Origin of the sequence: Yoonia sp. GPGPB17 (genome assembly GCF_037892195.1) — a bacterium.
Lineage (GTDB): Bacteria > Pseudomonadota > Alphaproteobacteria > Rhodobacterales > Rhodobacteraceae > Yoonia.
Window position 1 is genome coordinate 1095740 of the sequence record NZ_JATACI010000002.1, and the last position, 12319, is coordinate 1108058.

Here is a 12319-nt window from a genome sequence, read left to right on the forward strand (position 1 = left end):
GTGGTTTACCACCCTGAGGCAGGGTCGCAAGTGGGCATCGCGTCTCTAGCCGTCCGTCGCAGATCGGATGATATCGGCCATCTGCAAGCCGATCAGGCGGCTGCCAAGGGGCGATGGGTGGATGAGGTCAGGGTCATAGTGACCATTGTTGGTGGGATCGATGACGGCATCGGCAGGGGCATAGTAGACGCCGGTTGTCCGCGCGGCATAGGCCGCGAGCCGGTCATTCAGTGTCGTGAAATCGGCCTCGCATCCTGCGAATTCGCCCCCAACGATGGGGGCCATGTAGTAGCCCATCACGATGATCTGCGGGCCATCACTGCGGACGCTGTCAAAGAACCTCGGCATCGCACCGCCTTGCAGGTCAGCGTCAATAAGTTGGTCCAGAACTGGCTGTGCGCGCGGGGTGCCGCAAACATCGCCCAGATCGTTCGCGCCGCCATCCATCACAACCCATTCCCAGCGGCCAGGCTGATACTGCTGGGGAATGCTGTCCTGATCTGCCAGAAATTCCGCGCCGGGAATGGCAGCATTTATCACATCGAGATCGCGCTCACCCGCAATAACATCCGCCACCGATTGCTCCGCGTCGATGTTCCACCAGATAATACTGTCACCGATGGCGAGGATATCTGCCTCTGGGGAGTTCTCATCGTTGCACGCAAAAAGCGCGAGGGCTGATACTACAAGAACGATATGCTTCATGGCAGACACGGTTACCTACAAAAACGCATCAAGCAAGTTACGTTTGTGTCAGCTTAGTTCCCATCAATGACGCCTGCCGGGATATCTTCACCGCCTATGAGGCGCTTATGTTCTTGAATGGCAAAGCGGTCGGTCATCCCGGCGATGTAATCCGCAACAATCCGCGCCAACGCGGTTTTATCCGGCGCATCCGCCACATCCTTGCGCCACTGCTTGGGCAATTCATCCGTGTTTTCCATGAAGAACGGAAACAAATCGTCGATCATCTTGGTCACAACTACCCGCATGTCGATCACCGCCGGTGCACGGTACATGCGGGTGAACAGGAATTGACGGATGACTTTCAGATCGCTCCACAATTCCGGCGAAAACTGCACCATCATGCGCCCCGCATGGCGGATGTCATGTACCGTGGCTGGGGCCAGCTCAGTCAGGTTGCGGCGGCTGACGGTGATCACGTTCTCGACCAGCACACCAAAGAAGCGACGCAGGGCCTCATGCCGGCGACGGTAATAGTTGAGCCCAGGGTATTTTGTATCAACACGCGCAAAGCAGTCATGCAGGATCGGCAGCTCGGCCAGCTCGTCGGTGCTGAACAGCTCGGCCCGCAGACCATCATGCAGGTCATGATTGTTGTAGGCGATGTCGTCCGCCAAGGCAGCGGCCTGCGCCTCGGCACTCGCATGCGTGTGTAGTTCCAGATCGTGGCGCGCGTTGTAAGCGGCGAGCGCATAAGGAATATCGCCGGTCACTGGACCGTTGTGTTTGGCAATCCCCTCAAGGCTCTCCCACGTCAGGTTCAGCCCGTCCCATTCGGCATAGTGCCGCTCTAGATTGGTCACGATATGCAAGGCCTGCGCGTTATGATCGAACCCGCCATAAGGTTGCATCAGCGCGTCCAGCGCCTCTTCGCCTGTATGCCCAAAGGGCGTGTGGCCAAGATCGTGAGCCAAGGCGACAGCCTCTGTCAGCTCTACGTTCAGATCCAGTGCCGCCGCCACCGTGCGCGCGACCTGCGCCACCTCAATCGAATGGGTCAGGCGGGTGCGGAAATAATCGCCCTCATGCTCGATAAACACTTGTGTTTTATGCTTGAGCCGCCGAAAGGCCGATGCGTGAATAATCCGGTCCCGGTCGCGCTGAAAAGGCGAGCGGAAGGTGCTTTCTTCCTCAGGGTAAAGCCGCCCGCGCGGGTTCGCGGGATCGGTCGCATAGGACGCTGCCATTGTCATTGCCTGTCTTGTCGCGTTTGCCTACACGTCCTATATTGGAACTGTAACAGAACCGATAGGCCTGCTGATGTTCACTGTCCCACCGAAAGTCACACCCCGCGCGTTTGAAAGACTGGCCGAGATCGGGGCCTCTGCTCAGGGCAAGGCTCTGCGGATCGCCGTGGAGGGTGGCGGATGTTCAGGCTTTCAGTATGAAATCGACCTTGATGAAGCCAAGGATGATGATCTTTTATTGTCGGAACAGGGTGAAACCGTCGTGATTGACAGCGTGTCCTTGCCGTTTTTGGCGGATGCTGTGATTGATTTTAGCGAAGAGCTGATTGGCGCGCGCTTTGTGATCAACAACCCCAATGCGACGTCATCTTGCGGGTGCGGGACATCGTTTTCGATGTGAAGCCATCGTTGGGCAAGTGCGGGTGACGGCTGCTTCATCTCCTGATGAGGAGCACTAACCCAGTGTATAGAGATGATCCGCATAGTCGCAGCCAGCAAACATGATTTCGCTGTCGTAGATCAGACCGACGCTTCTTAAGAGCTTCAAGGAGCGATGATTGTGGGGGTCGACGATTGCGACAATTCTGTCCGTGGGTCTTACCGCATCAATGAGTGTTCGTATCGCTTCAGCGGCATAACCATGTCCCCATGACGACCGCGCGAGACGGATCCCGATCTCCGCATCCTGACGACTGACCCGCGCCAGATCTCTGGAAAGGCTCACATAGCCTATAACATGTCCCGTTTCTTTGAGTTCAACAGCAAGGTTGCCAGGCAGCCCATATGACGACACATGCGACAGCTGATTGTGAAGCCAGGCCAGTTGATCTGGTTTGCCGAGAGCCCCCGTATCACTGAACTGCATCACTTCGGGGTCACCAAGTATGGCGTCCAAACATATGCGATCTTTCGCAGCCCAGTTTCGTAGTAGCAGCCGTTTCCCCACAAACATGATCACAAGCTTACTTGTGTCACGCGACAACTCAATGGCCGGTTTGATCAGAAGGAAAACCTAGGCAACCCACCAAGTCTGGGTGCTAGACAGGCTTGTCGCCCTTCACCGTCACGCGTCTGCCCTTACGCTCTTCTGGCCAATAATCCCAGATCGCCCGATGCATGCAGCAGCGGTTATCCCAAAACGCCATGTCGTTCAGCGACCAGCGGAAACGGATCTGATAGTTGATATGTTCGGCGTGTTGAAACAGCATCTCCAGAATGGCGGTGCTTTCGCTATCGGACAGTCCGATGATCTTGGTGGTACAAGTGCGGTTCACAAAGAGCGCCTTGCGTCCCGTTTCGGGATGGGTCCGCACAATCGGATGCATCGCCTGCGGGCAATCAATATCTGTATCCTTCTGAAACCCGGTCACTGTAGCGACCTTTATAGATGTGTTCCGAACTGTGTAGCGCGGATAGCCCACCAAGCATCCCTTTCAGCGGCTCTGACAAATCATCATAGGCGGCATACATATCACTAAACATCGTGTCGCCCCCGCACAGCGGCAAAATGTGAATTTGCAACATCGTTCCCAGCGGCGGCGTCTCATCACAAGAAACGTCAGAATGCCAGAACTCGCCATTGGCGACTTTCGAATTCTTGGTCGCATGAATTTCAAATATCCCTGGAAACCCTTCCATCGTGGGGGCGGCGGGATGGGCATGCAACGGGCCAAAGCGTTTGCCAAAAGCCACGTGTTGGTCTGGCGGGATTTCCTTTTGTTCTTTGAAGAACAGCACCTGATATTGGTGAAAGGCTTCTTTTATTTCCGCGAACTGCCCGTCCGAGACAGGTTACTCAGATCCACGCCATAAATCTCTGCCCCAAGGTTTGGCGCAAACGCACGTGCCTCAAGCGTTTCGAACGCGTTACTCTTAATCGCAACCATCAGATATCTCTTTCCTCTCCCGGGCTGTCGCAGCCTACGCTGGCGCAAACGCCTTCCGTCAAGAGCGAAAGGATGCCGCACCGTTCTCTCCGCCTTCAAAAGCACCAACACCTTGCCTTTATCCGCAAGCTTGGCCAAAACCATAGCCAACCAAGGGGGCCCGTATGAAAATCGCGACATTCAATATTAACGGTGTCAAAGCCCGGATCGGGGCGCTCACCGACTGGATTGATGAGGCGCAGCCGGATGTGGCGGTCTTGCAAGAGATCAAATCGGTGGACGAGAACTTCCCGCGCGAGATTTTCGAAGACAAAGGATACAATGTCGAAACCCATGGTCAAAAAGGGTTTAACGGCGTGGCTTTGCTATCCAAACTGCCTTTGGAGGATGTCACCCGTGGCCTTCCGGGCGCCGAAGGTGCGGGGCGCGACGGCGTCGACGACATCGAGGCGCGCTATATCGAGGCGACTGTTGTCGGCGAAAAGGCAGTGCGTATCTGTGGCCTCTATTTGCCCAACGGCAACCCTGCACCGGGGCCCAAGTACGACTACAAGCTGGGCTGGATGGACCGATTGCATGCGCGCGCGCAAGAACTCATCATACATGAAGAAATGGCCCTAATGTGCGGGGATTACAACATTATTCCGCAAGCAGAGGATGCCGCGCGCCCCGATGCATGGCGCGACGATGCCTTGTTTCGCCAAGAAAGCCGTGACGCATTTCGCCGGATCCTGAACCTTGGTTTCACCGAGGCCTTCCGCGCACGCGAGGCCGGTGCCGGTCATTATTCATTCTGGGATTATCAGGCCGGAGCCTGGGACAAGAACGATGGGATCCGCATTGACCACTTCCTGCTGACCCCGCAATGCGCTGATCTGCTGAAAAATTGCTGGATTGAAAGCGAGGTGCGCGGACGCGAAAAACCCTCTGATCACGTGCCGGTCTGGGTCGATCTTGCCGCCTGAGCAGGGAATCAGCTAAGGTAGACCCTTGTTTTCGAGGACGCCGCCATGCTCCGTTTCACAGTCTCTGCCGCCGTTGTCGTGGCGACCTTGCCTGCAATCGCGCACGCGCAATGCCGTATCGCGGTCGCCGGTACCAACTGCGTGACCATCCCGCAGCCGCTAACCCCCGCCCCGGGCCCGGTTGAGATTGGCGCGGTCCTAGAGCGCGGCCAGTATTCGATGCTGATGAACGCCCGCTACTACGGCCTGCCCACCGTTAGCGACGGCTGGGTCTACTTCCGCATCGAGGACGACATTTACCGAGTGGATTGGCGCAGTCACAAAGTTCTGGAACGCGTGACACATTTGGCCAGCCGCAACTGGTAAACCCGTCATACTGGTAAACCGCTGCTTGGCTGTCATGGTTAAGCAACAAGGCCGCGCCACAATGATACCTTAGATTCGTCGAAGCTTCTTCCCAATTATCCTTTAAAAATTAGCGAAAGTTGTTGTTAGCCCGTGGACGTCTCCAAGCTGCGGGCAGCAACTAAGGGTCGGGTATAGGAGAGCAGGTGGCGCTCTCTTCGTGCGGCCTTTCTGGTTTTTTAGTGAGTACATCAAAGGTTACGGAGCACGCAAATGGCCGACATTGCAAAGAAAACAGTTCAATCCGGCGGACCTTTCTCGAGAATTGTTGGTTCCGTTCTTGCAGCGTCTAAGAGGCTCAACAAGATGTTGATATCTCAGGGCGCGGCCAATGCCCGGATTCGCAAAGCTGAAGTGTTGCGCGCAAAATCGGATGAAGATCTAGCTGTGATGGGTCTGCATCGCGATGATATCATAAGGGCCGTTTTCCGCGACACACTTGATGTCTGAGCGGACTTACTTCGCTTTGACTTACGTCAACGTCTGATCGAGGTCCTGAAAGGGACCGGGGCCTGAATTCAAGCCGTTACATCGTGATCATAAAGCCAGCCGAGCCTACTAAGGAAAGCCGTAGGTACCGCCTTTCCCATCGCCTTTAACCCTGCATGCGCGACCAAACGTTTTGCCCCGTGAAGATGGTAGTTCCGCGCGTTCTTATTGGCCGCCTCAATCGCACGCACAACCCGCGCGCGCCGTTTGTTTTGGTAGCTTCGCAGCCCTTCATCCAATGTGACCGCCTCATCACAACAAAGTGCCAAGACATAGGCATCTTCAATTGCGAGGTTCGCCCCCTGTGCCAGAAATGGCAGTGTCGGATGTGCGGCGTCCCCAAGGATCGCGATTGATCCCGCATGCCACTTCACCGCGACAGGATGGCGGAACAGGCCCCAAAGGTTCACTGTTTCAACCTCACCGAGGATGCTTTTGACCTCCCAGCCGCAATCGGCAAAGGCCATGCGCAGGTTGCCGGGGTCATCGCTGTGGTGCCACCCTTCGTCAGCCCACTGGCTGCGCTGCTGCACCGCAACGATGTTCAAACGGTTATCGGGCAGCGGGTAGGTGACCATATGTCGCCCGGGTGCCATCCAGATGCGCGCCACTGGGTCATGTTTGTCCGTCTTGATCATCGCGCGCCACGCGACCTGACCTGTAAAGAACGGCTTGGTTGGTGTGTTGACCAGCCCGCGCACGACAGAATGCAAACCATCTGCACCTATGGTCAATGCGGGTCGGACAAGCGCCCCGTCCAGTGCGAAGCTTCCATCAGAGTTCACGGTTGAAATCTGCGCCCCGAGTTTGATTGTGACATCGGCGGCATCACAACCGCGTGCCAAGATATCGACCAAAGCGGCCCGATGGTAAAAACGGTATGGGGGAGTTTGGGACGATAGGTCAAACCGGGTGATTTCGCGGCTTGCCATGGCGTCCATGGGGACAACTGCCTCTGCGGTTACCCCGGTCGCAGCCAAAGCCCGATCAATGCCCAGATCATTCAGGGCGCGCGCACCATTTGGGGTGATCTGCAACCCTGCCCCGACCTCGGTCAATGCCGGTGCCTGTTCGTAAACGGTAACTTTTGCCCCCGGCGCGCAAAGGCCAGTGCGGCGGTCAATCCCCCAATGCCGCCGCCGATCACAGCAATGTCGCGGCCTTGGTTGTGGGTCATATCAGTCGTCCCGGTGGACTTTCTCGCGACGCTCATGACGCTCTTGCGCCTCAAGGCTCATGGTCGCAATGGGGCGGGCATCCAGACGCTTGAGCGAAATCGGCTCGCCCGTTTTTTCGCAATAGCCGTATTCGCCTTCATCAATCCGGCGCAGTGCGGCGTCGATTTTGGTGACCAGCTTGCGCTGACGGTCACGGGTGCGCAGCTCAAGTGAACGGTCGGTTTCTTCGGAGGCACGGTCGGCCACGTCGGGGATATTACGGGTCTGATCTTTCATGCCCGCAACGGTATCGCGGCTATCTTCAAGCAGCTCGGACTTCCAGTTCAGCAATTTCCTGCGAAAGTACTCGGTCTGCTTGTCGTTCATGAATGGTTCGTCATCTGCGGGGCGATAGTCGTCTGCAAGAAACACTTCAGCCTTCATCATAAATCCCTTTCACTTAGGTCACCGCTTCGCTCTCACCGCGGTTGCCTCCACCCGATTTTGAGGCGGGTTTACTCCCTTCAATGCATACTGTCACCCCCTCTTTTTGCCTCTTTCGCAAGGTGTTGATGATCCCGAATGACCTGCTAGGTTGCCTGCGAAATCAGAAGGGTGCGAGATCATGCAATTCACCGGCACAGACAGTTACGTCGCGACCGAAGACCTGACAATGGCAGTGAATGCCGCCGTGACGCTGGAGCGCCCTTTGTTGGTCAAAGGTGAACCCGGCACTGGCAAGACAGAGCTTGCAAGACAAGTCAGTGCGTCGCTGGGCCTGCCGATGATCGAATGGCACATCAAGTCCACGACCAAGGCGCAACAGGGTCTGTACGAATATGATGCCGTAAGTCGCCTGCGCGACAGCCAACTGGGCGACGCCCGCGTGCACGACGTGGCCAATTACATCAAACAGGGCAAGCTTTGGCAGGCCTTTGGTGCGGATGGCAAGGTCGTGCTTTTGATTGATGAGATCGACAAAGCCGACATCGAATTCCCTAACGACCTGCTGCAAGAACTCGACCGGATGGAGTTCCACGTCTACGAGACCGGCGAGACCGTCAGGGCCGTGCACCGCCCTATCGTCATCATCACATCCAACAATGAAAAAGAACTGCCCGACGCCTTCCTGCGCCGTTGCTTTTTTCACTACATCCGTTTTCCCGATATCGACACCATGCGCCAGATCGTTGAGGTGCATCATCCGGATATCAAGGATCAGTTGCTGACCGCCGCCCTCACCCAATTCTATGAATTGCGTGAAACAGCCGGTTTGAAGAAGAAACCCTCGACCTCCGAAGTGCTCGATTGGTTGAAACTGTTGCTGGCCGAGGATTTGACCGCAGCCGATCTCAAACGCGATGGGGCGAATGCGCTACCCAAGCTGCACGGGGCTTTGCTCAAGAACGAGCAGGATGTGCATCTTTTCGAGCGGTTGGCCTTCATGGCGCGCGGACAGCGTTAGGCGTGTTTAAATCAACGCCTCGTCCAAGACCCCACGGTCAAGTGACTGGTCCTGCGCACAAACCCCTCTATTGTCCACCAAAGACAATGAACGAGCCGCCCCGATGACAGTACCGTCAAACCTTACCATCCGCCCCCTGCAGGCCCGCGATGAAGCGGCGTGGCGCAGGTTGTGGACCGGCTATCTGACATTCTACCATGCCAGCGTACCCGAGGCTGTGTACGCCAGTACCTTTGCACGATTGCTGGGCGATGATCCGCAGGACTTTCACGGGCTGGTCGCAGAACAAGATGGTGAGGTCGTGGGCCTTGTCCACTATGTGTTTCACCGCCACTGCTGGCGGGTAGAGAACGTTTGTTACCTGCAAGACCTCTATGCGGACCCAGCCGTACGTGGCACCGGGATCGGGCGCAAGCTGATCGAGGCTGTCTATAATGCCGCTGACGCAGCAGGTGCGCCATCGGTCTATTGGCTCACGCAAGAGGATAACCAGGTCGGTTACGGCTTTATGATCGCGTCGGCCAAGTGACAAACTTCATCAAATATCAGAGACCAGCATGAAACGCCTTGCCGCCCTAGCGCTTGCTTTTGTGGCCGCCTGTGCAGAAATGCCTGCAGACCCGGACCCGATACGCCTGACCTTCCCCGAAGTGCAGCGCTTTGCCGGGACTAGCCCGGGGCCAGCGACGCGCCCAAACTCTGAAATGGCGTTGGATTTCATTGATCTGGCCTTTCGCATGGAAAGCGGGCGCCCTTTGCCTGTCTTTACCCGGTTTGAAGGTCCGATCACCGTGCGTGTCGCAGGCAACCTACGCCCGGAAAACCGCGAAGACCTGACCGACTTGCTGGAACGGCTGCGTGGCGAGGCCCGCATCGATATTCGCCTGACAAACGATACTGAGGCCAATATCGTCATCGAAACCGTACCCAACCGCACGCTGCAACGCATCGCCCCCAATGCCGCCTGTTTTGTCGTCCCACGCGTGCAAAGTTGGGCTGAATTACGCGGCGCACGCGACACGCCGACGCTGAACTGGGCCACTTTGCAAACCCGTGAAAAGGCGGGTGTTTTCATCCCTTCTGATGTCACGCCACAAGAGGTCCGCGATTGCCTGCACGAAGAGCTGGCACAAGCCTTGGGGCCGCTGAATGATCTCTACCGCCTGCCTGACTCTGTCTTTAACGATGACAACATCCATGCAGTGCTGACCGGGTTTGATATGCTTGTATTGCGCGCCTACTATGCGCCCGAACTGCGCAGCGGGATGTCTGAACAGCAGGTGGCCGACCGCCTGCCTGGTATCTTTTCGCGCCTGAACCCGCGCGGGCAAAGACAGGGGGGAACATCCCATCGGCCACCTCGCGCGCCTGGATCACAGCGATGACCGATGCACTTGGCGATCGGATATCGGAGCCCCGCCGCCGCCAAGCAGCCGCACGCGCCATTGCCATTGGGCAGGCCCTGGGCTGGACTGGCCCGCGCGAGGGATTTGCCAACTATGCTTACGGACGCTTGCAGATCGGCAATGACGCAGCACTGGCGCTGGGTGCCTTCAACGCGGCGCGTCGGGCCTATGGGCAAAGTGACATCACAGATATTCACTCTGCCCATATCGCATTGCAACTGGCTGCTTTTACCCTGATCTCACGCGATGCCGAGGCAACAATTGCCATCACAACACCCGCCATAGCCGTGGCCGAGCGCCATCAAAACGCGGCGCTCATGTCGCTTTTGATGATGTTTAAGGCCGAAGCCCTTGATCTGCAGGGCAATACAGAGGACGGCATGGCCCTGCGTCTGGACAGTCTGGGATGGGCGCTTTATGGCTTTGGCGACAGGGATGAGGTGATTGACAGGCTCAATGAGATTGCATCCCTCGTGCCACAAATACCGCCCAGCTAACAAAGGCCCGCTTCTATGATCCCTCTCATTGGTATGTTTATCGGCGCCGTTTTCGGCGCGCTACGGGCCAAGGCACGCGGCGGCAAGGGCAAGGATATGCTGCAATGGGGGGCTGTCTTTGCGATCATCTTTGGCGTCATCGGCATGTTCATCCTGATTTTCTTGCAACGCAGCCTGACCTGACACGATGTTCCTGCCCTTCTTCGACAATCTGCGCAGCAACGGGGTGCCTGTTTCGTTGCGCGAGTTCTTGTCGTTTCTCGAAGGGATGAAGGCCGGTCTGGCCACCTATGACGTCGAGGCGTTCTATTTTCTCGCCCGCACCATCATGGTCAAAGACGAACGCCACCTCGATAAATTCGACCGCGCCTTTGCCGCGACCTTTGAAGGGCTCGACAGTATCCCGGATGACGCCGTGCTGAACGCCGTCGACATCCCCGCCGACTGGCTGGAAAAACTGGCCGAAAAGCACCTGAGTGATGCAGAGAAGGCCGAGATTGAAGCATTAGGTGGCTTCGACAAGCTGATGGAAACGCTCAAGAAACGACTGGAAGAACAGAAAGGCCGCCACCAAGGCGGTTCAAAATGGGTCGGCACTGCGGGTACGTCGCCTTTCGGTGCCTACGGCTATAACCCAGAAGGCGTGCGGATCGGCCAAAAAGAGAGCCGTCACCAAAGGGCGGTCAAGGTCTGGGACAAGCGTGAATTCAAGAACTTAGATGACACAGTTGAACTAGGCACGCGCAACATCAAGGTTGCACTCAAACGTCTGCGCCGTTGGGCGCGCGACGGCGCCCATGAAGAGCTGGACCTGAACGGCACAATCCGGGCCACCGCCGAACACGGCTATCTGGATGTACAGACGCGACCAGAGCGGCGCAACGCCGTGAAAGTACTGCTTTTCTTGATATCGGCGGTTCGATGGACCCGCATATCAAGGTGGTTGAGGAACTGTTCAGCGCCGCGAAGTCAGAATTCAAACACTTCGAACATTTCTATTTTCACAACTGTCTTTACGAAGGTGTGTGGAAAGACAACCGCCGCCGCTGGAACGCACAAACGCCCACCTGGGACGTCCTGCGCACCTATGGCCCCGACTACAAATGCATCTTTGTGGGTGATGCCAGCATGTCACCTTACGAAATCGCCTTCAAAGGCGGCGCAAATGAGCACTGGAACGAAGAATCCGGGCACGTTTGGCTGGAACGCGCCCGCGAGCAATGGCCCAACCACCTGTGGATCAACCCGCTGGACGAACGTTATTGGCCATACACCCAGTCCATCCAGATGATACAAGAGATTTTCGGGGCCGACCGCATGGTGCCGATGACATTGGTAAGCATTGAGACAGGAATGAAAACGCTGGGACGTTAGGCCCTGCTGCGGCAATTCACCCGTTGTCTTCCGGCAATCCACCCCCATATCCAAATCATGATCAAACTTTTACCCATCCTGCTTGCTGTCCTCTACGGGCTGGCCATGTACCGCTTTTCGGTCTGGCGCACCAAGCAAGAGCTTGACGCTAAATCCACCGAGCTTGCGGACCCGATCCTGAAAGTCCTGATGGATCGGATGGCCAAAGCGCTCGATATCGAGCGGATCAAAGTGAACATCTATGAGATCGAGCCTGTCAACGGGCTTGCCGCTCCGGATGGGCGTATCTTCATCACCCGCGGCTTTTTCAATAAATACCGGGCGGGTGAAGTTACCTCCGAAGAGATGGCGACCGTGATCGCGCATGAAATGGGGCATGTCGCTTTGGGCCATTCCCGCCGCCGCATGATTGATTTTTCAAGCCAGAATGCGATGCGCACAGCCCTTGCCATGATCCTGGGCCGTTTCATTCCGGGTGTTGGCCCCTGGATTGCCAGCGGATTGATGAGCCTACTTGCCGCACGGCTGTCGCGCAGTGATGAGTTTGAGGCAGACGCCTATGCCTCTGCCCTGTTGGTGAAAGCCGGGATTGGGACTGAACCACAGAAGTCACTTTTCAGAAAGCTCGAAACGCTGACCGGTGCACGCGGGGCGGCCACACCTGCGTGGGTGTTGAGCCATCCAAAGACCCCACAACGCATCGCCGCGATTGAAGCCAACGAAGCGAAGTGGAACGCTGGCTGA

18 protein-coding genes and 2 pseudogenes are annotated in these 12319 nt (G+C 56.7%); 11 read left to right on the plus strand and 9 right to left on the minus strand.

Annotation, left to right across the window (positions count from 1 at the left end; genetic code table 11):
• Positions 1-45: 45 nt before the first annotated feature.
• Together QTO30_RS05935 and QTO30_RS05940 are read right to left on the minus strand one after the other, a co-directional pair.
• The gene (locus QTO30_RS05935; protein WP_340423160.1) at positions 46-705 is read right to left on the minus strand and encodes an SGNH/GDSL hydrolase family protein; all 660 of its coding nucleotides are present in this window, start codon (positions 703-705) and stop codon (positions 46-48) included.
• 53 nt (positions 706-758) lie between these two features.
• Positions 759-1931, minus strand: a complete 1173-nt coding sequence (locus QTO30_RS05940; RefSeq protein WP_340425879.1) for a deoxyguanosinetriphosphate triphosphohydrolase — start codon at positions 1929-1931, stop codon at positions 759-761.
• 73 nt (positions 1932-2004) lie between these two features.
• Between QTO30_RS05940 and QTO30_RS05945 the strand changes: the two genes are divergently transcribed.
• A complete protein-coding gene (locus tag QTO30_RS05945; RefSeq protein WP_340423162.1) occupies positions 2005-2331 on the plus strand; it encodes a HesB/IscA family protein in 327 nt (108 codons plus the stop codon).
• 54 nt (positions 2332-2385) lie between these two features.
• Here QTO30_RS05945 and QTO30_RS05950 read toward each other — a convergent pair whose 3' ends face one another.
• From QTO30_RS05950 to QTO30_RS05965, 4 genes are all read right to left on the minus strand, one after another.
• Positions 2386-2883: a GNAT family N-acetyltransferase gene (locus QTO30_RS05950; RefSeq protein ID WP_340423164.1), complete on the minus strand. Its 498-nt coding sequence runs from the start codon at positions 2881-2883 to the stop codon at positions 2386-2388.
• A gap of 85 nt (positions 2884-2968) precedes the next feature.
• Positions 2969-3301 carry a TauD/TfdA dioxygenase family protein gene (locus tag QTO30_RS05955; RefSeq protein WP_340423166.1) on the minus strand — a complete coding sequence of 111 codons (333 nt, stop codon included), beginning with the start codon at positions 3299-3301 and terminating at the stop codon, positions 2969-2971.
• Positions 3270-3668, minus strand: coding sequence for a TauD/TfdA dioxygenase family protein (locus QTO30_RS05960; protein WP_340423167.1), 399 nt, complete (start codon positions 3666-3668; stop codon positions 3270-3272). The genes QTO30_RS05955 and QTO30_RS05960 overlap by 32 nt, the downstream gene beginning before the upstream one ends.
• Before the next feature lie 23 nt (positions 3669-3691).
• Positions 3692-3817 carry a hypothetical protein gene (locus tag QTO30_RS05965; protein WP_340423168.1) on the minus strand — a complete coding sequence of 42 codons (126 nt, stop codon included), beginning with the start codon at positions 3815-3817 and terminating at the stop codon, positions 3692-3694.
• Positions 3818-3981: 164 nt separating this feature from the next.
• On the opposite strand from QTO30_RS05965, the gene xth reads away from it, so the two are divergent.
• The 3 genes from xth (at position 3982) to QTO30_RS05980 (ending at position 5637) form a co-directional block, all read left to right on the plus strand.
• Positions 3982-4782, plus strand: a complete 801-nt coding sequence (xth, locus tag QTO30_RS05970) for an exodeoxyribonuclease III (RefSeq protein WP_340423169.1) — start codon at positions 3982-3984, stop codon at positions 4780-4782.
• A 45-nt stretch (positions 4783-4827) separates the two neighbouring features.
• A complete protein-coding gene (locus QTO30_RS05975; RefSeq protein WP_340423171.1) occupies positions 4828-5148 on the plus strand; it encodes a hypothetical protein in 321 nt (106 codons plus the stop codon).
• 252 nt (positions 5149-5400) lie between these two features.
• Positions 5401-5637: a hypothetical protein gene (locus QTO30_RS05980; RefSeq protein ID WP_340423173.1), complete on the plus strand. Its 237-nt coding sequence runs from the start codon at positions 5401-5403 to the stop codon at positions 5635-5637.
• A gap of 68 nt (positions 5638-5705) precedes the next feature.
• Here QTO30_RS05980 and QTO30_RS05985 read toward each other — a convergent pair whose 3' ends face one another.
• The 3 genes from QTO30_RS05985 to dksA are packed head-to-tail and all read right to left on the minus strand — an operon-like array spanning position 5706 to position 7277.
• The gene (locus tag QTO30_RS05985) at positions 5706-6734 is read right to left on the minus strand and encodes an FAD-dependent monooxygenase (protein ID WP_340423175.1); all 1029 of its coding nucleotides are present in this window, start codon (positions 6732-6734) and stop codon (positions 5706-5708) included.
• Positions 6731-6853, minus strand: coding sequence for an FAD-binding protein (locus tag QTO30_RS05990; RefSeq protein WP_340423177.1), 123 nt, complete (start codon positions 6851-6853; stop codon positions 6731-6733). The genes QTO30_RS05985 and QTO30_RS05990 overlap by 4 nt, the downstream gene beginning before the upstream one ends.
• A 1-nt stretch (position 6854) precedes the next feature.
• The gene (dksA, locus tag QTO30_RS05995) at positions 6855-7277 is read right to left on the minus strand and encodes an RNA polymerase-binding protein DksA (protein ID WP_340425880.1); all 423 of its coding nucleotides are present in this window, start codon (positions 7275-7277) and stop codon (positions 6855-6857) included.
• A gap of 181 nt (positions 7278-7458) precedes the next feature.
• Here dksA and QTO30_RS06000 point away from each other — a divergent pair, with 181 nt between their 5' ends.
• From QTO30_RS06000 to QTO30_RS06030, 7 genes and pseudogenes are all read left to right on the plus strand, one after another.
• Positions 7459-8298, plus strand: a complete 840-nt coding sequence (locus tag QTO30_RS06000) for an AAA family ATPase (protein WP_340423179.1) — start codon at positions 7459-7461, stop codon at positions 8296-8298.
• A 103-nt stretch (positions 8299-8401) separates the two neighbouring features.
• Positions 8402-8859, plus strand: a pseudogene (locus tag QTO30_RS06005) (GNAT family N-acetyltransferase).
• On the plus strand, positions 8856-9683 hold the full coding sequence (locus tag QTO30_RS06010) for a DUF2927 domain-containing protein (RefSeq protein ID WP_340423182.1): 828 nt from the start codon (positions 8856-8858) through the stop codon (positions 9681-9683). Before QTO30_RS06005 ends, QTO30_RS06010 begins: the two are co-directional and overlap by 4 nt.
• A complete protein-coding gene (locus QTO30_RS06015) occupies positions 9680-10201 on the plus strand; it encodes a hypothetical protein (RefSeq protein WP_340423184.1) in 522 nt (173 codons plus the stop codon). Before QTO30_RS06010 ends, QTO30_RS06015 begins: the two co-directional genes overlap by 4 nt.
• 15 nt (positions 10202-10216) lie before the next feature.
• Positions 10217-10384 (plus strand): hypothetical protein, encoded by a 168-nt coding sequence (locus QTO30_RS06020; protein ID WP_340423186.1) that lies wholly within the window; start codon positions 10217-10219, stop codon positions 10382-10384.
• Between the two features lie 4 nt (positions 10385-10388).
• Positions 10389-11575, plus strand: a pseudogene (locus tag QTO30_RS06025) (vWA domain-containing protein).
• Between the two features lie 57 nt (positions 11576-11632).
• A complete protein-coding gene (locus tag QTO30_RS06030; RefSeq protein WP_340423187.1) occupies positions 11633-12319 on the plus strand; it encodes a M48 family metallopeptidase in 687 nt (228 codons plus the stop codon).